This window comes from Sphingopyxis sp. 550B, assembly GCF_057401805.1.
In genome coordinates this window covers 3025613-3046064 of sequence record NZ_CM171610.1, presented here as the reverse complement: position 1 = coordinate 3046064, position 20452 = coordinate 3025613, and the positions used below count along the sequence as shown (strand labels likewise).

The 20452-nt window shown below is 64.2% G+C and carries 13 protein-coding genes; 5 read left to right on the top strand and 8 right to left on the bottom strand.

Going from position 1 to position 20452, the window contains the following annotated elements; translation table 11 throughout:
* Window positions 1–14 precede the first annotated feature (14 nt).
* From AC2S9W_RS14270 to AC2S9W_RS14260, 3 genes are all read right to left on the bottom strand, one after another.
* Window positions 15–344 carry a hypothetical protein gene (locus tag AC2S9W_RS14270; RefSeq protein ID WP_486571054.1) on the bottom strand — a complete coding sequence of 110 codons (330 nt, stop codon included), beginning with the start codon at window positions 342–344 and terminating at the stop codon, window positions 15–17.
* A gap of 108 nt (window positions 345–452) precedes the next feature.
* Window positions 453–1118 carry a TetR/AcrR family transcriptional regulator gene (locus AC2S9W_RS14265; RefSeq protein WP_486571053.1) on the bottom strand — a complete coding sequence of 222 codons (666 nt, stop codon included), beginning with the start codon at window positions 1116–1118 and terminating at the stop codon, window positions 453–455.
* Between the two features lie 164 nt (window positions 1119–1282).
* Window positions 1283–4651, bottom strand: a complete 3369-nt coding sequence (locus tag AC2S9W_RS14260) for a glycosyl hydrolase (protein ID WP_486571052.1) — start codon at window positions 4649–4651, stop codon at window positions 1283–1285.
* Window positions 4652–4827: 176 nt separating this feature from the next.
* Between AC2S9W_RS14260 and AC2S9W_RS14255 the strand changes: the two genes are divergently transcribed.
* Complete coding sequence (locus AC2S9W_RS14255; protein WP_486571051.1) at window positions 4828–5751, top strand: alpha/beta hydrolase; 924 nt, start codon at window positions 4828–4830, stop codon at window positions 5749–5751.
* An 18-nt stretch (window positions 5752–5769) separates the two neighbouring features.
* Here AC2S9W_RS14255 and AC2S9W_RS14250 read toward each other — a convergent pair whose 3' ends face one another.
* Window positions 5770–7383 (bottom strand): AMP-binding protein, encoded by a 1614-nt coding sequence (locus AC2S9W_RS14250; RefSeq protein ID WP_486571050.1) that lies wholly within the window; start codon window positions 7381–7383, stop codon window positions 5770–5772.
* Window positions 7384–7432: 49 nt separating this feature from the next.
* Entirely contained in the window at window positions 7433–8698 is a 1266-nt protein-coding gene (locus tag AC2S9W_RS14245) for an MFS transporter (RefSeq protein ID WP_486571049.1), read from the bottom strand.
* A 413-nt stretch (window positions 8699–9111) separates the two neighbouring features.
* Between AC2S9W_RS14245 and AC2S9W_RS14240 the strand changes: the two genes are divergently transcribed.
* Window positions 9112–11802 carry a TonB-dependent receptor plug domain-containing protein gene (locus tag AC2S9W_RS14240; protein WP_486571048.1) on the top strand — a complete coding sequence of 897 codons (2691 nt, stop codon included), beginning with the start codon at window positions 9112–9114 and terminating at the stop codon, window positions 11800–11802.
* Between the two features lie 138 nt (window positions 11803–11940).
* On the opposite strand, the gene AC2S9W_RS14235 is transcribed toward AC2S9W_RS14240, so the two are convergent.
* From AC2S9W_RS14235 to AC2S9W_RS14225, 3 genes are all read right to left on the bottom strand, one after another.
* Complete coding sequence (locus AC2S9W_RS14235; RefSeq protein ID WP_486571047.1) at window positions 11941–12723, bottom strand: DeoR/GlpR family DNA-binding transcription regulator; 783 nt, start codon at window positions 12721–12723, stop codon at window positions 11941–11943.
* A gap of 151 nt (window positions 12724–12874) precedes the next feature.
* Window positions 12875–14014 (bottom strand): FMN-dependent L-lactate dehydrogenase LldD, encoded by a 1140-nt coding sequence (gene lldD / locus AC2S9W_RS14230; protein WP_486571046.1) that lies wholly within the window; start codon window positions 14012–14014, stop codon window positions 12875–12877.
* Window positions 14011–15435 (bottom strand): FGGY-family carbohydrate kinase, encoded by a 1425-nt coding sequence (locus tag AC2S9W_RS14225; RefSeq protein WP_486571045.1) that lies wholly within the window; start codon window positions 15433–15435, stop codon window positions 14011–14013. Before AC2S9W_RS14225 ends, lldD begins: the two co-directional genes overlap by 4 nt.
* A gap of 110 nt (window positions 15436–15545) precedes the next feature.
* On the opposite strand from AC2S9W_RS14225, the gene AC2S9W_RS14220 reads away from it, so the two are divergent.
* The 3 genes from AC2S9W_RS14220 to AC2S9W_RS14210 all read left to right on the top strand — a co-directional run bounded on the left by AC2S9W_RS14220 (window position 15546) and on the right by AC2S9W_RS14210 (window position 20393).
* A complete protein-coding gene (locus AC2S9W_RS14220; RefSeq protein ID WP_486571044.1) occupies window positions 15546–17660 on the top strand; it encodes a bifunctional rhamnulose-1-phosphate aldolase/short-chain dehydrogenase in 2115 nt (704 codons plus the stop codon).
* Between the two features lie 24 nt (window positions 17661–17684).
* Window positions 17685–18980: a sugar isomerase gene (locus tag AC2S9W_RS14215; protein WP_486571043.1), complete on the top strand. Its 1296-nt coding sequence runs from the start codon at window positions 17685–17687 to the stop codon at window positions 18978–18980.
* A 69-nt stretch (window positions 18981–19049) separates the two neighbouring features.
* On the top strand, window positions 19050–20393 hold the full coding sequence (locus AC2S9W_RS14210) for a serine hydrolase domain-containing protein (RefSeq protein WP_486571042.1): 1344 nt from the start codon (window positions 19050–19052) through the stop codon (window positions 20391–20393).
* Window positions 20394–20452 lie beyond the last annotated feature (59 nt).

The following is a 20452-nucleotide window of genomic DNA, read 5'->3' as shown; positions in this document are numbered from 1 at the left end:
CGGGACGTTCGGCTTTATTTGACGTCCTTGAGCGCAGCGTCGAGTGCGACGAGCTTTTCCTCGGGGATTGCGCCGGTCGCATCGGCGATTTGTTTTGCGCTCATGCCCTTGATCATTTCCCAGGCCGGATGTTTGTCGAGATCCGGAAAAACCGTGAGCGTGGCGGTTTTCGCGGCGGGGTGGGCCATCAAGGCCTCCAAAGTCGTGTCGCGCGAGAAGGGTTGCGCGGGCGATGCCGCGGGGGCGGCGGGCGCGGCTGCGACAGCATCGGTCTTGGCGGGTTCCGCGGCCTGTGCGGGGGCAGCCGCGACTAGCAGCGCTGCGGCTGCAATCTTGACGTTCATATCCTCATCCTTCCAAAGGCCGCAGCACATCGCGCGGCTCGGCCGATATTGCAGGAGCAGCTATTTACAGTCAAGATTGCTTGTTATTTGCTCGCGCCGATTGCGCGCTCACCTCTTTCTGGCTGGCTGCTCCGCGCGAAGCAAACCATCGCCGATTGCCGATTCGAGCATGTGCTGGAATAGCTCGATCGGCGCTCGCCCGCTGCGAGCCGTGGGCGCGATGACCTGCGAAATGGCGAGGCCGCGAGCGACGCCGACAACGAGCTGGAGCAGAGGTATCGAGACTCCGCTGGGGAACTCGCGTTCGAGCGACGAAATGGCCGACTTCTCGATCTTCGCTTGGACCGGCTTGAGCTTCTTCGCCAGCACCGGATCGCTCCGCGAGCCTTGCAGGATTTCAAGTACCGCGACCCCGGCAGGCCGGCTTTGCAGCTTCCAGGTCGCAAGCGGATAGGCGAGCAAGCGCTCGCGCGGATCCTTGGCGTTTTTCAATAGCTTCGCATATTGCTTCACCTCGTCCTCGAACACCGCCTCGACGACAAAGGTCATAAGATCGGCCTTGGAAGGAAATTGGTGCAGCATGGCGCCGCGGCTCACGCCGGCGATTTCGGCGACGAGGATGGTGGTCGTCGTCCCGTACCCATGTTCGAAAAGGCATTTGATCGCTGCATCGAGCAACACCTTTCGGGTCGCTGCGCTTCGTTCCGCCTGCGTCTTGCGCTGCGGTTTCGTCGAAATAGGCTCTTCTTTCACCAGAACCGCTTTGCTCGCCATAACTTGCCCTCAAATGCCCGCAGGGGGCAGGATTGATGTGCGAACAGTTGAACGATCAAAGCCCAATATTCAAGAAAAGTCGTACGCGAGCGAAAAAACTTACGGTCAGTGCTGGTAAGATGTTCCCCGCACCGGCCCGGCGGGCCGGACTGGTGCGCGAGGCCTTATCGCCCGGCCTGAAGCGTGACCGGCCCGATCAGACCCGATGGACGAAGCGGCGCGTCGGAGCGGAAGGTCGGGATCGTCACGAAGCTGATCTTTTCCGCGCCGGGTTGTGCGTCACCGATGAGGCGGTTCACCCAGAGATTTGCAACCCTGACCTCGAGGCTATTCTCGCCCGTGCGCATCGCGGGGCCGATGTCCAGCCGGAATGGCGTCTGCCAGCGCGACCCTACAGACTTACCGTTGACGGTTACCTCGGCGATGTCGCCCACGGCACCGAGATCGAGCCAGAGCGGGCTGCCTTTTCGGTAGGACTTCGGTGCTTCGAAACTGGTCGAATAACGGGCTTCGCCCGAGAAATATCGGATAGCCGGATCGGCATTTTCGGAAAGCGAAGCTAGCGAGGGCATCATGGTCGATGCTGGAGCCCCTCGTCCGGACTGGAATGTCACCTTCCAGTTCGCGTTCAGGGTGACGGGAGCGGCAAGCCTTGGTTCAGGCACCGTCCGCGACGTACCGGCGGCAGCCTTGCGGAAGAGAATATGAAGACTCTCCTCTGCGCCGAGCGCGACAGGCACGACCGTGGTGTCGCCGTCGATACGATAGGAGGCGGAAGTCGAACGGCCGTCGATCGCGCTCAGAAACTCGGGCGCCTTGCCTGTCACCCTGAACCGGGCGTCGACCTTAATCGGTGATTTCGAGCGGTTCACGAGGAAATAGAGGTCGCCGTCAGCCAGCTTTCGATGCACGAACATGGTGTCGCGTGCCGCCGCGCCGAGGTCCGCATCTGGCGTTATCCCGGCCCGGACGAGGCTTGCGTCGAGATCGGAGCCCCTGATCACGCGCCCATTGCCGACGGCGGTCTCGTCGCCGCCGGCCCACAGGCGGCGAACCAGCGCGTCAAATTCCTTGCTGTCGTCGGCAAGGCTCGGGCTCGACGTAGGCGCGCGCCCGATAATCGTGGCGCCGCCCTCGGCAAGCTCGGCAATGCGGCGAAGCGCGGCGAGCGTCATCCGCTCGCTCCGCCCACCGAGATAGAGCGCGCGGTACGTCGCTCCCGACGGAGCAAGCAGTGCCCCGTCCGGGCCGTTCTTCAGCCCGTCGATGAGCCCTTCGGCATTCACGAAATCATAGGCGTGACGAACCGGGGTATCGGGAAGCGGGCCATAAGCCGTAAGCGCCGTGATCGGTCCTTCTTCGCCATAGAAATAGGCGACGTCGGCGACATTGCGACCCTGCTGGAGCAGGTAGCTGTTGCGCGCCATATAGTCGACCCAGGGCTTCGCCATTTCAGCCCAGCTTTCGTGCCGGTTGAAAAATTGTCCGAAAATCATGAGCGAAAGCCCGGGCTTCTTGTCGTCGAGCGGCTGGTGGACCGAAGTATGGACGACCGGCCGATTGATGCCGTGCGCAAATTCGAGGTCGATGACGCGCCGAAGATCCGAAGGTCCCATCGCCCAGGGCGCCAGCGCCGAGGTCATCGATTCAGCGGCAATGATGTTCTTGCCGTAGAAATGACCGACCGAGCTTGCGCCCTTGAGATCGCCGAGCAGCGTCGGACGCACACCATTCTGGTCGTTCCAGACCCACAATGCTCCCATCGGAATGTCGGCATAGCGGCGCATCGCCATGTCGTCGCCGATGACCGCGCGCCGATCCTCGATCGCCTCGCCATAAAGCGTGAGCCCATATTCGCGCGCAATGCGCGCTACGGTTGCATAATGCTCGCTCGCGTGAAGCTCGCCGAGTGTCCGGCGATAGTCGTACAGGAAGCGGTCACTCTCAGCGCGTGTGCCGATGATCGTGCCCGTCAGCGCCGGTAGCCAGGGGAGGGGGTCATAGCCTCGCAGGCGCTTGAAATGCTCGACCATGCGCGGTGTCCAGTTGAATGTGCCGACCTCGCTCGAATCGGTGAGCAGCGCACGCACGCCGCGCGCGCCGACGAGCTCGCTGCCGGCGGCTTCCCTGTACATGTCGAGATAGTGGCGGAGATAGCGCTCGACCGCAGCGCTATCGAGCTTGTCGACCTCGAGGCCGGTTGCCTCTGCGGGCGCCGGATGGTTCGTCTTGCCCGTCAGCGTCCAACCGAGGCGAACGATCTTCCATTTGCCCGCGGGCGCGGTCCAGTCGAGCGTCCCGTCGGGCCGCAGCCGGTCCGTGAGATTGTGGATCGAGGCTGCCGGAGCGCCCTTCTCCCCGGGCGGCGCGCTCGTGGTCAGGGCGTTATAGTCATTGGTGAGCGAATAGCCGGCCTTGCTTTCGAACCGGTCGATGACCGGGGCCCCGGACAGAGACAATTCGGCAACCTTGACTGGTGGCGGCCCGCTTGGTCCCGCAAGGAAAGAGGGCACGATCGCGCCGGGGGCGTTGGCGCCGAGCCCCGGGCCCGTCGGCCCCTTATAGGGTGCGAATACTACCCGGAACTCGCGTGCGGTCACGGGCGCGAAAGCGGTTGTTGTCGGCACATTCGACAGTTCGAATGTCGCGACCTTTTGCCATTGCTCGCCGGATTTCGCTTCGAGCTGCGGCGTGAACCGCGGCATGGCGCCAACCGAGGCGATTTCGCGCATGAAAAGCGTGGCCGAGCGAATTTGTTGCGGCGTCTTGTAGGTCAGGATGAGCGAGGGCGGATTGCCCGGCGTGCCGCCGCCAAGGTCGATCGTTTTAGAGAAATCGCCGTCGACAAGCAGCGAGAGATCGCCGTCAACGCCGTCGCCGCGCCGCGCCGCGGGCGGTGCGATCGCCGGCCCGGTATCGGCAGGAACCGCATAGACGGCGACATCGCGGTAGACGGCATCGACGCCCTGGAGTTTCTGCGAGAGCCCATGTTCGTCGCCCTCGACGATCGTCTGAAATGGTCCGATCGTGGTCGGCGGCAACGGCAGCTTGCCGCGGAATGGCTTCCCGCCGTCGACGACTGTGGCAGACCAGCTCAGCTTCTTGATCGCATCTTCCGCCTTGACCCAGGGACCGCCCGTCTCGGACCAGCCGGGCGAGGCCGCGATGGCAAGTTCGAGACCGGCGGCATCGGCGCGTTCGGCCGCGAGGCGAAAGGCCTTCTTCCACTCGGGAGTCATGTAGACGAGGCGCTGGTCGACAACCTGCGGGGTTGCGAGACTCGCATCGAAATTCTGGAGCCCGCCGATCCCGACGCGCTTCATCCAGGCAATGTCCTTTTCGATCCCGTCTTCGGTGATATTGCCGTTCATCCAGTGCCACCAGACGCGGGGCCGTGCCGAGGCGGGCGGATCGGCGAGTTCGGTGAGGAGGTCGTCGCTCGACTGTCCGGCCGCCGGCAGCGGCGCGGTCGCGGCGATAGCCAGAATGATAGCGAGGCCCGTAGCCCGCCGGAAATGCTTTACCTGCCTCATCGTGCATCGCTCCCTTCGCACACCCCTTTTCGGGTTGCATTCACGGGTCATCCTAGATGGGCGCGTCACTAGCAGTCAATATTGCTTGTAAGTTATATGATAGGCCATCAAGATATGTCGGAACCGAAGAAGAATCGGCGCACGGCGCGCGCGCGATCCGGGGAGAGGGCAAGAAGATGAAGATGCGGTGGACAATTACGATCCTCGGGCTCGCGGCAACTTTGTCGGGGGCGGTCGAAGCGCAGGCGCAGCCGGAATTGCAGACTTCTGGCGAAATCAGAATCTGGGAGCGAACGCCCACCGACACATATTGGACCGGCTCCGAACAGGCCGGAGAGTCGGCCGCACCGACGGGATCGAAGATCAGGATCAAGACGAACGTTACCGAGCCGACCTTAACCATCGTCCGGCCCGCCGATGGAACGGCCAATGGAACCGCGATGATCGTGGCGCCCGGAGGCGCGTTCATGGCGCTGGCGTGGGATCTTGAGGGCGAGGAGGTTGCGCGCTGGCTTGCCGATCGCGGTATCACGGCGTTCATCCTCAAATATCGTGTCGGGACGCCTCCTCGGCCTGCAGGCGCTCCCATACCCACGGGCGTCGACGAGCTCTTGAAGATGATCGAGCCCAACCGGAAACTGGCAATGGCCGATGCCCGCCAGGCGATACGGCTGGTTCGCCGCGACGCATCGCGGTTCGGTATCGATCCCGCGCGCGTCGGGATGATCGGTTTCTCGGCTGGCGCGATGACAACGCTCGGCGTGGCAACCGAAGCTCCGCCCGAAGCGCGCCCGGACTTTATCGTGCCCGTTTATGGCATGCTCGCCTCTGGAGCGGCCGTTCCCGCCGATGCGCCCCCGGCCTTCATCGTGACTGCAGCCGACGACGGAACCATCCCGCCGTCGGCCAGCATCGAGATCTTTCAGAAATGGACGTCGGCCAAACGCCCTGCCGAGCTCCACATCTACGAGAAGGGGCAGCACGGCTTCGGTATGCGCAGCCAGGGCCAGCCTGTCGACCATTGGCCGGCGGCGTTCGAAGCGTGGCTTGCCGCCCATGGCTTCATGAAGAATCCGGCCGAGACGGCCGACGGCAAGTAATCGTCGACCCTTTGTCGGTTACGCCGCCTTCTCGCGGGCGCGCAGCAGGAAACGCTGGATCTTGCCGCTCGGCGTTTTGGGCAGCTCTTCGGCAAACTCGATCTCGCGTGGATAGGCGTGCGCTGAAAGGCGTGCACGCACATGCCGCTGCAACTCTTTCGAAAGCGCATCGGACGCTACCTGCCCCGATGCCAGCACGATGAAGGCCTTGACGATCTCCGTGCGCTCGGGGTCGGGTTTGCCGATGACAGCCGCCTCGACAACCGCGGGATGCTCGACGAGCGCGCTTTCGACATCGAAGGGGCCGATGCGATAGCCCGATGAGGTGATCACGTCGTCGGCGCGGCCGACGAAACTGATGCTGCCGTCCTCGTTGAGTTCGACCACATCGCCGCTCAGATAATAGCGGCCTTCACCGTCGCCGCTGCCCTGTTCGTAGCCGCCGAACCAGAAAAGCGGCGAATTTTCCCGGTCGACGGCGAGGACGCCCGGCTCATGCGCGCCGAGCTCTTCACCCGCTTCACTGACGACCACCACGCGGTGACCGGGGACCGCAAAGCCGGCCGAACCCGAACGAATTGAGTGATCGAGCGCGTGATGGTTGCAGACGACCATGCCGAGTTCGGTCTGGCCATAGTGATCGCGAATCGGCGCTTCGAGATGCTCGTCGAACCAGCGCGCGACTTCCGGGTTGAGCGCCTCGCCGGCGCTGCTCACCCGGTGGATCTGGCCCTTGATCGGCCTCACAGCATCGGGACCCGCAGCCATCAACAGGCGAAAGGCGGTCGGCGAGCCGGCAAGATTGGTGATGCCATATTCGCGGATGATCTCGACGGTGCTCGCCGCGGTGAAAGGGCCGCTGTAGAAGAGCGTCGCATGGCCGAGCGCGAGGGGGCCGGTGACGGCATAATAGAGGCCGTAGGCCCACCCGGGATCCGCTACATTCCAGAAACGATCGCCGGCCGTGAGCCCCACCGCATCGCGCAAATAGCCGGCGAAAGCCGCGATCGCCTTCAACGGCACGAAAAGCGATTTCGGCGCGCCCGTCGTGCCCGATGTGAACATGATCAGGAAAGGATCGTTGCCGGAGCGCCGCACGGGCTCGAAATGGTCGGATTGCGCGCCGATCTGCGCGTTGAGATCGATGTCCCCGGGCCGTGCGCCCGAGACACAGATGACCGCCGCCTCGTGCGTGATACCGTCGAGCTTCTCGCGATTGCCGGCATCGGTGAAGATCGCCCGCGTGCCTGCCGTCGCGAGGCGATGCTCGATCGCCTTTGGCCCGAATGCCGTGAACAGCGGCTGATAGACACCGCCAAGGCGCCAGACAGCAAGAATGACCGCGAGCAAATCGGGCGTGCGCGGCAGCAGACCGGCGACGCGGTCGCGCGCGCCGATGCCGAGCCCGGCGAGCAGATTGGCGATCCGCGACGATCGATCGCGAAGCTGCTCGAAGGTCCAGCTTTCGCGCCGGCCGTCTTCGGACGCCCAATGGAGCGCTACCCGGTCGTTTCCACACCAGCGATCGCAGCATTCCTCCGCCGCATTCAGACCCTCTCTCATGGGCCGCGAGAGACTGGCCTGCGCGGTTTCGAGGTCGAACCCGGCGTAGGCGCTCTCATAATCGGTCATGATCATTTTCTCCCTTTACCGGATCATATTTTGCCGGAGCAAGTCGGCCTCACGCTGCCTGCCGTTGTTCGCGTTCGAGCGCTTCGAGCGTCTTGCCTGCGTTGCTCGGCGCCCAGAGCCAGCCGACGATCATGCTGACGGCGAGGAATGCGGTGAGGATCCAGGCGAGGGCCGTAAAGTTGGCGCTGGCTAGAAGCGGTACGAAAAAGCTGAAAAAGCCAAGTCCGATCCGGACGATCGCGAAGCACACGCCTTGCGCGGTGCTGCGGAGCGCGGTCGGAAACATCTCGGCACTCCAGAGCTGGAAGAAGGCCTGTGCACCGAAGCCGCCCGCCGTGCCGATGATCAGGATATGAAGCAACACGATAGGCACGCTCAGCGGGAAGACGGCAAAGAGCGCCATGCCGATAACGTGGAGGATCGCCGAGATCAGGAAGAGCTTGCGGTGATCGAACTTGTCGGCGAGCTTCATGAAAACAAAGAAATTGGCGGCCATCGTCAGGGTGAAGTTCAGGCACTGGAGAGCGATACTCTCGGCGCGTGTCGCAACGCCCAGCGTTTCCATCAAATAGGGGAAGAACAGGCCATTCGTACCGGCCCAGAGGTTCCAGAAGCCGTATATGCCGACGAGGCCAAGGATCGACGTCAGATAGGGACCCTTGAACAGCGTCGAAATCGGCAAGGGTGCGGCGTCCGATTTCTGCGTTTCCTCCCAGCGTTTCGATTCGCGCATTTTGCGGCGAAGCAGCGTCAGGCCGAGGGCGATAATGACGAGGTGGGCAAAGACTAGGCGCGCGCCGAGCTCGCCGAGGCCGGTCAGGGCAAGACTCATCAACAGAACGACGACGGGCCCCAGATTCCAGAGGATCTGCGCTACGCCGGAGTGTTTGGCACGCCTCTCGTCTGGCGCTTCCTCCGCGATCAGCGACCAGCTTGCCGGGATGTCGGCACCGACCGCGAGGCCAACGATGAGGAAGCCGAGGACAATCATCCACGGCGCGACCGCGAACACCAATATCGTCATTCCGAAGGCGTAGACGAGCATGTCCCACTGGTAGATCTTCTTGCGCCCGAGTTTGTCGCAGAGCCAGCCGCCGATCATCGCGCCGACGCCGGCACCGATAGCATTTGGGCCAAAAGCGGCAATGAGGCCGAGGAGGTTATCCGGCAGGCCATAGAGGCTCTGCCAGAGGGCGAGCGCCGCGGCGCCCGAGACGATCGATCCCGCGTCGATATAATTGGCCAGGCCGGCGAGAATCGTGCCCTTCCAGTCGTCCGTCTGCTCCGGAGTTCCGGCCGCTGCTGCCTCGGTCATTTCTATCCTTCCCCTTCTCGTATCTTTTTGGCGGAGCGAAACACATGGTCGGTACGGAACCGGTGCCGGATCGTCCGCTCGACAACTAACAGTCATGCATGATCGCATCTAGTGGCTAATTTCGGCGCTTGTGAGCGACCGCAGAAATAAAATGTAGCGTAAGCCTCCGCCGCTAGTCAATCAGAACCAATCATTTTCAAGCTCCGCCTTTTTGGCGGAAATAAGCCGGTTTCGCTTTGCGCCTTCCAGCCACGCGACCGAAATAGCGCGATAATGATCATTTGGCAATTGACTCGGGAGCACTTCTTATCGAATATGCGCGGGCAGGGTTCGACGCCGCGCGGCCTTGAGGGAGGGCGCGGCAGATCGGGCCCGGAAAATTGCCGCCAGGGCGGTTTGGGGAAAGGACGAAAATGACCCGACACATTATCAAGCACCTGTTTGCAGGCGCGGCGCTTGGCGCGCTCGCCATTTCAACCGGCGCGGCAGCGCAGGACGCCGCGCCCGGCGAAGATGCCTCGCAGGACGAGGCCATCATCGTTACCGGCACGCTGATCCGCGGCATCGCGCCGACCGGAACCAATGTCGTCGGCGTTACGCGCGACGATATCGTCTCGAGCGGTGCGACGACGGCGAACGAGATCCTCGCCGAGGTTCCGCAGGTCACGACCAATTTCAACCGCGTTCGCACGCTGCCTGCTGGGGCCAGCGGCGTAACGAACCTGACGCCCAATATTCGCAATTTCGGCGCTTCGGGCGCAACGACCACGCTTGTGCTGGTCGACGGCCACCGCATGGTCAATGCGGGTGTGCTCTCGACATCGCCCGATCCCGACGTCATTCCGCCGGGCGTCATCGAGCGGGTCGACATTGTGCCCGATGGTGGTTCGTCGATCTACGGTTCGGACGCGGTCGGCGGCGTCATCAATTTCATCACACGCAAGCGCTTCGACGGCGTCGAGTTGATGGGGCGTTACGGTTTTGCCGACAATTATTCGGTGGTCGAGGCCAATGCGACCGCAGGAAGCGACTGGGGCTCGGGCTCGGGCTATATTTCCTATTCCTTCCTGCATCATGACGAGCTTTTCGGCCGCGACCGTGACTTCTACCAGCAGGTCACCGCCAACGGCGGTCAGTGCGACGCGGGTACGGTGTTCGTCGGCAACACGCCCTTTGCGCTGCCGAACCGCACCGCCGGGACGATCACCAATTGCGACATCACCGATAACGCCACGCTCTATCCGCGCGAGACGCGGCATTCGATCTTCGGCAGCTTCATGCAGGATCTGAGCGATTCCGTAACCTTCGAGCTCAAGGCCTTTTACACGCGCCGCGAGACGACGGGACGCGCCGATCCGAACGACAATAATTCGGGCGGCGGCGGCGTCAGCCAGGTCATCTGCGCGCCGACGACCCCCGCGGCTACCTGTGCCGCAGCGGGCGGTGTCGCCTTCGCGGGCTATGTTCCGGTCGCGGGCGACACCGGGGTTCAGCGCGTCGCCTTCAACTATGGCGGCGTGATCAACACCAGACAAACCAATAATCTCGACGAGTTCCAGATCACTCCGAGCCTCACCGCCGAACTCGGGGGCGGCTGGCAGCTGCGCGCGCTCGGCAGCTTCGGGGAAAGCTCGACCGACATTTTCCAGCAGCAGCCCAATGCCACGGGGCAGGCGGCGGCGATCGCGGCGGGAACGCTCAACCCCTATGATCCCTCGGCGACGCCGGCGACGGCGCTTGCGACGATCTTCCGCAACTTCATCGGGACCGGAACGCAGCGCCTCGTCAATGGCCGCCTCATCCTCGACGGCGAGCTTTTCCAGTTGCCGGGCGGCGGAGTGAATGTCGCGGTCGGCGCGGAATTCTACCGCGAGAGCCTGCGCGACGTGGTGTTCGGCGAGTTCGTTCCGGGGACCGAGCAAAATGCGACCCCGGTCGAGGGCAGCCGCAACATCAAGTCGCTGTTCGGCGAGCTGGTCGTGCCGATCTTCGGCGCGGACAATGGTTTCGGCGGCATGCAGTCGCTGACCTTCTCGGCGTCGGCACGCTACGACCATTATTCGGACTTTGGCGGTACTTTCAATCCGAAGTTCGGCCTGACCTTCGTCCCGACCGACTGGCTGACCATCCGGGGCAACTGGGGCAAGTCGTTCAACGCGCCAAGCCTTGCCGATACCAATGCGCCCGACACTCGGTCCTTCTCGCTTCCGGCCTTCCTTGCGCTTGCGCCGGGGGTTCCGCCCGCGTCGGCTGCCCAGCAGCTGGTCGCCCTCGTAGGCGGCAATCCGAATCTCGGACCGCAGAAAGCCAAAACCTGGTCGATTGGCGCCGATATCGACTTCCCATTTGCGGAAGGGCTGCGCCTCAGCGCGACCTATTACAACATCCATCTGACCGACCAGATATCCTTTGCGAACCCGGCGCTCTTCTACACGCCGCTGGGGGCCAATTTCTCGACCCTCGCGCCGAGCCGGGAGGTGGTCGAGGCGGCGATTGGCGCGGCGCAGCCCTATCTCGGGACCAGCCTCGATGTGCTCTATTCGCCGGGCTTCGGCGGCGTCTATTCGCTGCTCGACTTCCGCCGCAACAACCTCGCCGAGGTCAAACAGGACGGGCTCGACTTCAACCTCTCCTACAAGGCGGATACCGGCTTCGGCTCGGTGTTCGGCCGCGTGGCGGGGACGCACACCTTCAAGCGCGACACGGCGGCGATTGCCGGCGCGGCCTTCACCGACGTGCTGAAGTCGCCCGGCGACAGCGATTTCCTTGTCGCCACCACGCTCGGGATGGCGTCCGGCGGCTTCAAGGCCTCGGCGACGTGGAAACATACCGCGGGCTATGATCTCGACCCGGTGATCAACACGGCGCTGTTCGGGACGCAGAGCAAGGTCAAGTCGTTCAACACCGTCGATCTGTTCTTCGAATATGGAACGCAAGGCGAAGGGCTTCTCAAGGACCTGACCTTCACCCTCAACGTCGAAAATCTGTTCAACCAGGATCCGCCCTTCTTCGGCGGCAATCCGACGATCGGTTCCTTCTCGGGCTACACCAATGGTTCGACGCTCGGCCGCATGGTGCTGCTCGGGGTGAAGAAGAAATTCTGAGGCGTATCGCGGCTCGCCCGGCGGCGGGCCGCTCCTCCCGGGAGGGCGCTCCCGAAACTGATCGGCCCCGGCATCGCTGCCGGGGCCGTTTTTCTATGCTTGTCCGGGTCCGGCGCCTTCCGGGTTGGAGGAGGCCGGTCAGGCCGTGGGGGCGACGATCAGCCTGATGCCGGCATCGGCGAACGTCGCGCGAAGACTGCCCGGAATGCCGTCATCGGTTACGATGACGTCGATTTCGTCGAGTCCGCAGACGATCGCGCCCGACGACGCGCTGAACTTGCTGCTGTCGACGAGCAGAATGACCTGCTCGGCGCGGTCGATGAGGCGCCGCTCGGCCGCGACGAGGATGACGTCCTGCTGCATCACCCCCTGCGGCCCGACCGCGAAGGCGCCCATGAACAGCTTGGGTGCATGGAAGCGCGGCATCGAATCCTCGCCTGCCGGGGCGAGCACGATATTCTGTTCGCGAAACACGGTACCCGACGGCAGCAGGACGCGGGTGTCGGCCTGCGGAAGCAGCGCGTTCACGATGTGGAGCGAGTTGGTGAGGACCTGAAGGCCGAGACCGGCGAGATGCGGGCACATCTGGAGCGTCGTGGTGCCGCCATCGACCATGATCCCCTCACCGGGATCGCAGAGCGACGCGGCGGCTTTCCCTATCGCCTGCTTGGCAGCCAGATTCTGGGTGATCGACTTGTCGAAGGGAACGCCCGCGAGATGATCCGACTTGCTGTCGCCATCGCCCGGGCGTTTCGCGCCGCCGTGAACGCGCTGGATCCGGCCCGCCTCCTCGAGCCGCGCGAGATCGCGCCGGATCGTCGCGGGCGATGCGTCGAGGCGTGTCTCGAGTTCGCGGTAAGTCACGAAGCCGGTGCCGTCCAGCGCTGCCAGAATCAGCTTCTCGCGCTCCTCAAGGTGCATCGGACGCAATTCCTTCCCTCTCTTCCGCGCGGCGGGCCTCGACAGGAAGGCCCTTATCATATTCGCTCCAATACGCTCATATTTCGCTAACTCGGCCGCGTTTGACAAGCGCCTCGGTCTTCTCGTCAGGACCGACAAGCGGAAACGTTCGTCAGGCCAGCTTGTCGGGGCCGAGTTCGGCGATGCTCCGGCTTCCCGTGAGCGCCATGGCCACCCGCATTTCGGCCTCGATGAGCCGCAGCATCTTGCCGACCCCGGCTTCACCCTCGGCCGCGAGCGCCCAGGCCCAGGCGCGGCCGATGAGAACGCCCTTCGCCCCGAGCGCGAGCATGCGCACCACATCGAGGCCCGACCGGATACCGCCATCGGCAAGAATCGTCAGCCGGTCGCCGACCGCCTCGGCGATCGGCGGCAGTGCCCTGGCGGACGAGAGGACACCGTCGAGCTGGCGCCCGCCATGGTTCGAGACGACAATGCCGTCGGCGCCCAGTTCCGCCGCCTCGACGGCATCCTCGCGATCGAGAATGCCCTTGATGACGAGCGGCCCGTTCCATTCGGCGCGTATGAAGTCGAGGTCGCGCCAGTCGATCGAGGGATCGAAGTTGCCGCGCATCCAGGCGAAGAAATCCTCGATGCCGGTCCGGCCCTTCAGAACAGGGGCGACATTGCCGAGGGTATGCGGGCGGCCGCGCACGCCGACATCCCAGCACCAGGCGGGACGGCGCATCGCCTGCAGGACGCGCCAGGTCGCGCCCTTGATGCCGCTCGTGCCGGCAAGGCCGGTGTGATAATCCCTGTAGCGGCTCCCGGGCACCGGCATGTCGACCGTGAAAACGAGCGTGTTGCAGCCCGCCTCCGCGGCCTGGGCCAGCAAATCCTTCATGAACGCGCGGTCGCGAATCATATAGAGCTGGAACCAGAAGGGCTTGCTGGCAGCCGCGGCGACCTCGCCCAGCGAGCAGGCGCCGACCGTCGAAAGGGTGAAGGGCACCCCGGCCGCCTCGGCGGCGCGGACGGCCTGGCATTCGCCGCGCCGCGCGTTGAGCCCAGCGAGACCGATGGGCGCGAGCGCGAGCGGCAGCGCCATCTTCTGCCCGAAAATCTCGGTCGAGAGGTCGATATCGGAAACATCGCGCAGCACTCGCTGGCGAAGCGCGAGGGCGGCGAGGTCGTCGACGTTGCGCGCAAGCGTCGCCTCGGCATAGGAGCCGCCGTCGATATATTCGAAGAGAAAGCGCGGCAGGCGGCGCCGTGCCGCTTCGCGATAATCTGCAACCGAAGCGACGATCATGCCGTCACCGCGGCGAGCTCGGACTGCCATTTGGCGCGATAAGCGGCGAGGTCGCCGTCGAGCGGCTCGACGCGGCGCAGCGAACCACTGGCTTCGAGAGCGGGGTCGAGCAGCCGCAGCGCGCCGAACGATACGTCATTATGGGCGTTGGCGACAAAAACGTCGGTGCCCGGGCGCAACGCGGCGAGGGCGCGCACGAAGACTTCCGCTTCGGCGAATCGGCCTTCGATGAGCAGCCGTTCCTTCGAGCCGATCAGATCGAGCGCGGTATCGGCGACGAGAGCAGCATAAAGGCAGATCGCCGCGCGGCGGGCATACCAGGTTCCGGCCCATTGCGGCGGCGGATCGACCCAGCGGGCCTCGCGGTCGGGGAAAGGGCCGAACCCCGGCGCGAATGTCGGAAGAACCATGGTGCCGCGCTCGAGCAGCGCCGGCACCGAGGCGAGCAGCAGCGGCTGATCGGGCCGGATGTCGACGCGGCGCGTATCGAGTTCGATCACCATCTCGATCTCGCGCCCGCCCATGAAGCGGGCCGAGGGAACCGGCGCGCCATAGGCGTCGATATTGACGAGCGTGTCGCGTGCCTCCGGCAAGGCCGCGATCGACACGGCCTCTGCGGCGAGCCGCATCGCGACGAACCATGTGCCTGTCGAGAGGATAGTCGCCTCGTTGCGGGCAATGTCGCGAAAGCCGCGCGCCGCGAGCAGTGCGGCGTTCGAATCGTGGAGGCCGGCGAGGACGACGGCGCTGGCAGGAAGCCCGGTCGCCGCGGCGAGTTCCGGGCGGAGCGTGCCGATCGGGTCCGAAGCGCGCGCCAGCGGCGCGAAGCGCGTGCTCCAGCCGAGTCGGTCCGCCATCGGTGCGAACCGCCCTTCGGCGGGCGACCAGAGGTCACTATGGCAGCCGAGGCTGGTCACCTCGCTCGCGAGCGCGCCCGAGAGAAACCACGCCCAATATTGCGCCCAGGGGAGCAATATGGCCTTTGCCATCGCGGCCGGGTGCAGCCGCTCCATCCAGTAGAGCTGCGAGCCCATATTGAGACCGTCGGGAAGCGGAGGTGACCCCGTGACGGTGAATCGATCGCGCTCGCTTCGATAGGCGGTCAGAATGTCGGACGGGATCGCCTGTTCATAGTCGAGCGGGGGAAAAAGCGCGCCCTTGCCGGCAGGATCCATCGCGACGACGCCCGCGCCATGCGCGACGGGTATGATGGCCTCGACCGGCGCGCCGCGGTAGCGTGCGAGCGCTTCGCGTAGCCATCCGCCGATTCCGCCGATGTCGAGGCGCCGCACACCCTCCAGCTGCGCCCGCTCATTGGGTCGGACCTGCCGGTCGACAAGCGTACCATCCCTGGTCCAGGCGGTGACCTTGCTCAGCGTCTTGCCGATGTCGACGACGATATAGCTTATGCTTTCAGACATGCTTTCCGGGACCGATTTTGCTGTTCGCGTGATTGAATATGATTGCAATGTAGCGTATGGGATTGATCATGCAACAGTGATTCACTATCGGGGAGAGTATGGATACCATCATGGAAACGGGCTCCGCGCCCGCTCGCACTGCCGCCATTCCGTTCGCGGTTCCCTCGAGCCGCTGGGACGATGCCGTCGCGGCCAAGCTTTCCCCCGCGGAATTGCTGCTCTATCGCTCGAACCTTCTCGGCTCCGACCTGACCGTCACCAATTTCGGTGGCGGCAACACCTCGGCCAAGATCGTCGAGACCGACCCGCTCAGCGGCAATCAGGTCGAGGTGCTCTGGGTGAAGGGTTCGGGCGGTGACATCGGCTCGATGAAGCTCGATGGTTTCGCGACGCTTTATCAGGACAAGCTGCTCTCGCTCGAGTCGCATTATTCGGGCCCCGACGATGACGACAAGATGGTCGGTTATCTGCCCCATTGTACATTCAATCTCAACGGCCGCGCGGCCTCGATCGACACGCCGCTTCATTCGCTGCTGCCGTTCGAGCATGTCGACCATGTCCATCCCGATGCGATCATTGCGCTCGCGGCAAGTTCGGGCGGCGAAGCTGCGACGCAGGCGATCTGGGGCGGCAAGATCGGCTGGCTCCCCTGGAAGCGGCCCGGCTACACGCTCGGGGTCCAGCTTCGCGACTATGTGAAGGCCAATCCCGGGGTGCAGGGCGTGATGCTGGCCGGGCACGGCATCATTTGCTGGGCCGACAGTGCCAAGGCTTGCTACGAACATACGATTAGGCTCATCGCTGACGCCGCGCGCTATCTCAACGAGCGTCTGGCTGCGAAGCCCGCCTTCGGCGGGGAGCGCGTGGCGCCCGCACCCGATCGTGCGGCGGTAGCGGCGGCCGTCATGCCGCGCCTTCGCGGGCTGATGACGGGCGCGCGGCGTAAACTCGGCCATTATTCGGATGACGCCGAAGCGCTCGAATTTGTCGGAAGCGCCGACTTCGAGCGGCTCGCCGCGCTCGGCACCTCCTGCCCCGATCATTTCCTGCGTACCAAGATCGCGCCCCTCACGCTCGACCCGGCCCGCCTCGAGGACGAAGCCTATCTCGGCGAGAAGATTGAGGATTATCGCAAACTTTACGCCGCCTATTATGAGCGGTGCAAGCGGCCCAATTCGCCTGCGATGCGCGATCCCAATCCGGTCGTCGTACTTATCCCGGGGGTAGGGCGCATCACCTTTGCGACCGACAAGACGACCGCGCGGCTCGCCGGCGAATTCTACGGCAATGCGATCAATGTGATGCGCGGCGCCGAGGCGATCGGTGAATATATCGCGCTCGACGAGCAGGAAGCCTTCGACATCGAATATTGGCTTCTCGAGGAAGCAAAGCTCCAGCGCATGCCCGCGCCAAAGCCGCTCGTCGGCCGCATCGCTATCGTGACCGGCGGAGCCGGCGGCATCGGCGCTGCGACCGCGGCGCGGCTGATGCGCGACGGGGCCTGCGTCCTTCTCGCCGATCGCGACGAGGCGGCAGTCGAGGACGTCCGCGCGGGCTTTGCGGAGCAGTTCGGTAACGATGTCGTGCGCGCCGTGCGCTGCGACGTCACCGACGAGGCGGAGGTGGAGGCAGCATTCGAAGTCTGCGCCCGCGAATTTGGCGGGCTCGACATTCTGGTCGCCAATGCCGGCATCGCCTCCTCCGCGCCGCTCGAGGAGACGACCGCGGCGCTCTGGAAGAAGAACTACGATGTCCTCGCCGAAGGCTATTTCCTGACCAGCCGCTCGGCCTGGCCGCTGCTGAAGCGCATGAAGGAGCAGGGCGGCGCGAGCGTCGTCTTTATCGGCTCGAAGAACGCGGTGGCGGCCGCGACCAACGCCTCGGCCTATGCCTCGGCGAAGGCGGCGGCGAACCATCTCGCGCGCTGTCTGGCGCTCGAGGGTGCGCCTGACGGCATTCGCGTCAATATCGTCAATCCCGATGCCGTCATTCGCGGTTCGAAGATCTGGGACGGCGACTGGCGCCAGGAGCGCGCCGGCGCGCACGGAATTGATGCGGGCAAGGAACTCGAGGAACATTATCGCCAGCGCTCGATGCTGAAGCGCGACGTACTGCCCGAGGATATCGCCGAGGCAGTCTATTTCCTCGCAAGCGACATGTCGGCAAAGTCGACCGGGAACATGATCAACGTCGACGCGGGTAACGCGCAGGCGTTCAGCCGCTGATCCGCGGCAGGGAGAGATGAAACGATGACGACGACCTTGCCGATTTCGGACGAGCTGATTGCCGAGGCCAATGCGCGCGAAATGCCCGCGCTCGAGGAAGATTATGAAGCCCTCGGGCGCAAGCTCGCGCGCCGCGGCGTCGGGATTGCGGGCATCAAGCAGCGCGTGAAGGATTTCTCGGTCGCTATCCCGAGCTGGGGCGCCGGGCGAGGCGGCACGCGTTTCGCGAAATTCCCTATTCCCGGCGAGCCGACCAATATTCACGAGAAGCTCGAGGATTGTGCGGTCGTCAATCAGCTCAGCCGCACGACGCCGCGCGTGAGCCCGCATTTCCCCTGGGACAGGGTCGAGGATTATCGCGGTCTTCGCGACGAAGCGGAGGCGCTCGGGCTCGGCTTCGACGCGGTCAATTCCAATACGTTCCAGGATCAGCCGGGGCAGGCGCACAGCTATGCCACGGGCTCGCTTTCGTCGACCGAACGGCGCACGCGCCAGCAGGCGGTCGAGCATAATATCGAATGTATTGCGATCGGGCAGCAGCTCGGCGCGAGCGACCTCACCGTCTGGGTGGGCGACGGCACCAACTTTCCGGGGCAGCAGGATCTGGCGCGGAGCCTCGACCGCTACCTGGAATCGGCGGCCGAAGTCTATGCCGCGCTTCCCGATGGCTGGCGGATGCTGCTCGAGCACAAGATGTTCGAGCCTGCCTTCTATTCGAGCGTGATCTCGGACTGGGGCAGCTCGATCCTCGCGGCGCAGGAACTCGGTCCCAAGGCGAAATGCCTCGTCGATCTCGGTCACCATGCCCCTAATGTGAATATCGAGCAGATCGTCGCCCGCCTGCACCGGTTCGGAAAGCTCGGCGGCTTTCATTTCAACGACAGCAAATATGGCGATGACGACCTCGATTCAGGATCGATCAATCCGCACCAGCTTTTCCTCGTGTTCAACGAATTGATCGAGGCCGAGCAGAATCCGCGCGAAGGCTTCAGTCCGGCCTATATGATCGACCAGTCGCACAATGTGACCGATCCGATCGAAAGCATGATGTCGTCGGCCGAAGCGATCGCCGCAGCCTATGCAAAGGCCTCGCTGGTCGACCGTCCGCTGCTCCATGCCGCGCAGGAAGCAAATGACACGATGCTCGCGTTCCGCACGCTCCGTGCCGCCTATGATATTGACGTGACACCCATCCTCGCGATGGCGCGCGCCGAGGAAGGCGGCGCGATCGACATGATCCAGGTTTATCGCGATAGCCAATATCGCGCGCGCAAGGCGCAGGAACGGCGCGCGGTCGGCCTTGGGGCCGGGATCGTCTGAGCGCGCCCGCTCGAAATGGAAGAAAGAAGGCGGTCGCCGGCAGAGTCGGGGCCGGAAAGGGAGAAGGACATGAAAAAGACGGGACTCGGTGCTGCGGGCGGGGCGGCGGATTGGGGTGCGGCGCATCTCGGGCGGCGCTCGGTCCTGTCGATGGGGGCGCTCGCGGCGCTGGGCGCCTGTGCGCCGCGCGGACCTTCACTCGCGCCGGCGCCCTTATTCGACTGGACGCTTCGCCCGGCTGCCGAAGCTGGAATGAGCGAGGCGGGGCTCGCGGCCGTGCGCGCGGCGGTTCAGCAGCAGATCGATGCCGGCATAATCAACGGCGCCGTGGGCGCGATCGCGCGGCACGGGAAGCTCGTCTGGCATGAGGCTCTCGGCTTTTCCGATCCGGTCGCCAAAACGCCGTACCGCAAGGACGCGATTTTTCGGGTGATGTCGTCGACCAAGCCGGTGACGGCCTTCACCGTGCTGACGCTCGTCGACGAGGGGAAACTGTCGCTCGACGACAAGGTGAGCAAATATATTCCTTCCTTCGCCAATCCGCGCGTGGCCGTTGCCCCTGAAGCAAATAAGGATCCCGCGAAGGTCCGGATCGTCCCGGCAGATCGTGAACTCGTCGTGCGGGACCTGCTGACGCACACTTCGGGGATTACCAACTCAGGCTTCGACCCCTCGTCCGGTACCGCGGGGTTGGTCAATTCGATCGAGCGCAAGCCCGACGACACGCTCGAGACCTATGTTCCGCGCATGGGAGAAGCGGTGCTCCAGTTCCAGCCGGGAACGCGCTTCTCCTATTCGCCGACCGATGCCTTCGATGCCGCGCTCTACATCGTGCAGCTCGTCTCGGGCCGCCCCGCCGACGTCTATATGAAGGAACGCATCTTCGCGCCGCTCGACATGGTCGACACCTATTTTCATGTGCCGGCAGCCAAGCGCGACAGGCTGGTCGACATCTATTCGGTGAAGGACGGCAATTGGTCGAAGGCGCCCGATATCCTGGGCATGCTGCCGCCGCGCTACCTTTCGGGTGGTGGCGGGATCTGCTCGACCGTGCATGATTTCATGAATTTCGAGATGATGCTGCTCGGGCAGGGGAGTTTCAACGGGCGCCGGATCGTTCGGCCCGAGACGGTCGCACTGATGCACCAGAATGTGGTCGGCCGGCTCTTCGCCGACTGGATCCCGATGTGGACGAAAAATAACGGTTTCGGCCTGGCCGTCCGGATCGCCGAGGAGGGCAATATGAATGGCCGGAGCGTCGGCGCTTATGGCTGGGGAGGCGCCTATGGGACCGAAAGCTGGGTCGAACCGGGCCTCGATCTCGCCGGCGTATTCTTCATCCAGATGAATCCGCCGCCCTTCGGTGCGTCGGGGAATTTCGAGAAGGCGGCGCGCGCGGCGATTGTCGGCTGAACAAAGGGCAGCGCCGGCGGCGCGGTAACATAGCAGCGTGCGCCGCAGTCGGCGCGCAG

What these genes read in the sequence shown, in the direction of transcription:
- AC2S9W_RS14215 (WP_486571043.1), top strand. Translation starts at nt 17,685, where the DNA reads ATGACGACGACCTTGCCGATTTCGGACGAGCTGATTGCCGAGGCCAAT.
- AC2S9W_RS14240 (WP_486571048.1), top strand. Translation starts at nt 9,112, where the DNA reads ATGACCCGACACATTATCAAGCACCTGTTTGCAGGCGCGGCGCTTGGC.
- AC2S9W_RS14245 (WP_486571049.1), bottom strand. Translation starts at nt 8,698, where the DNA reads ATGACCGAGGCAGCAGCGGCCGGAACTCCGGAGCAGACGGACGACTGG.
- AC2S9W_RS14225 (WP_486571045.1), bottom strand. Translation starts at nt 15,435, where the DNA reads ATGTCTGAAAGCATAAGCTATATCGTCGTCGACATCGGCAAGACGCTG.
- AC2S9W_RS14270 (WP_486571054.1), bottom strand. Translation starts at nt 344, where the DNA reads ATGAACGTCAAGATTGCAGCCGCAGCGCTGCTAGTCGCGGCTGCCCCC.
- AC2S9W_RS14235 (WP_486571047.1), bottom strand. Translation starts at nt 12,723, where the DNA reads ATGCACCTTGAGGAGCGCGAGAAGCTGATTCTGGCAGCGCTGGACGGC.
- AC2S9W_RS14250 (WP_486571050.1), bottom strand. Translation starts at nt 7,383, where the DNA reads ATGACCGATTATGAGAGCGCCTACGCCGGGTTCGACCTCGAAACCGCG.
- AC2S9W_RS14255 (WP_486571051.1), top strand. Translation starts at nt 4,828, where the DNA reads ATGAAGATGCGGTGGACAATTACGATCCTCGGGCTCGCGGCAACTTTG.
- AC2S9W_RS14220 (WP_486571044.1), top strand. Translation starts at nt 15,546, where the DNA reads ATGGAAACGGGCTCCGCGCCCGCTCGCACTGCCGCCATTCCGTTCGCG.
- lldD (WP_486571046.1), bottom strand. Translation starts at nt 14,014, where the DNA reads ATGATCGTCGCTTCGGTTGCAGATTATCGCGAAGCGGCACGGCGCCGC.
- AC2S9W_RS14260 (WP_486571052.1), bottom strand. Translation starts at nt 4,651, where the DNA reads ATGAGGCAGGTAAAGCATTTCCGGCGGGCTACGGGCCTCGCTATCATT.
- AC2S9W_RS14210 (WP_486571042.1), top strand. Translation starts at nt 19,050, where the DNA reads ATGAAAAAGACGGGACTCGGTGCTGCGGGCGGGGCGGCGGATTGGGGT.
- AC2S9W_RS14265 (WP_486571053.1), bottom strand. Translation starts at nt 1,118, where the DNA reads ATGGCGAGCAAAGCGGTTCTGGTGAAAGAAGAGCCTATTTCGACGAAA.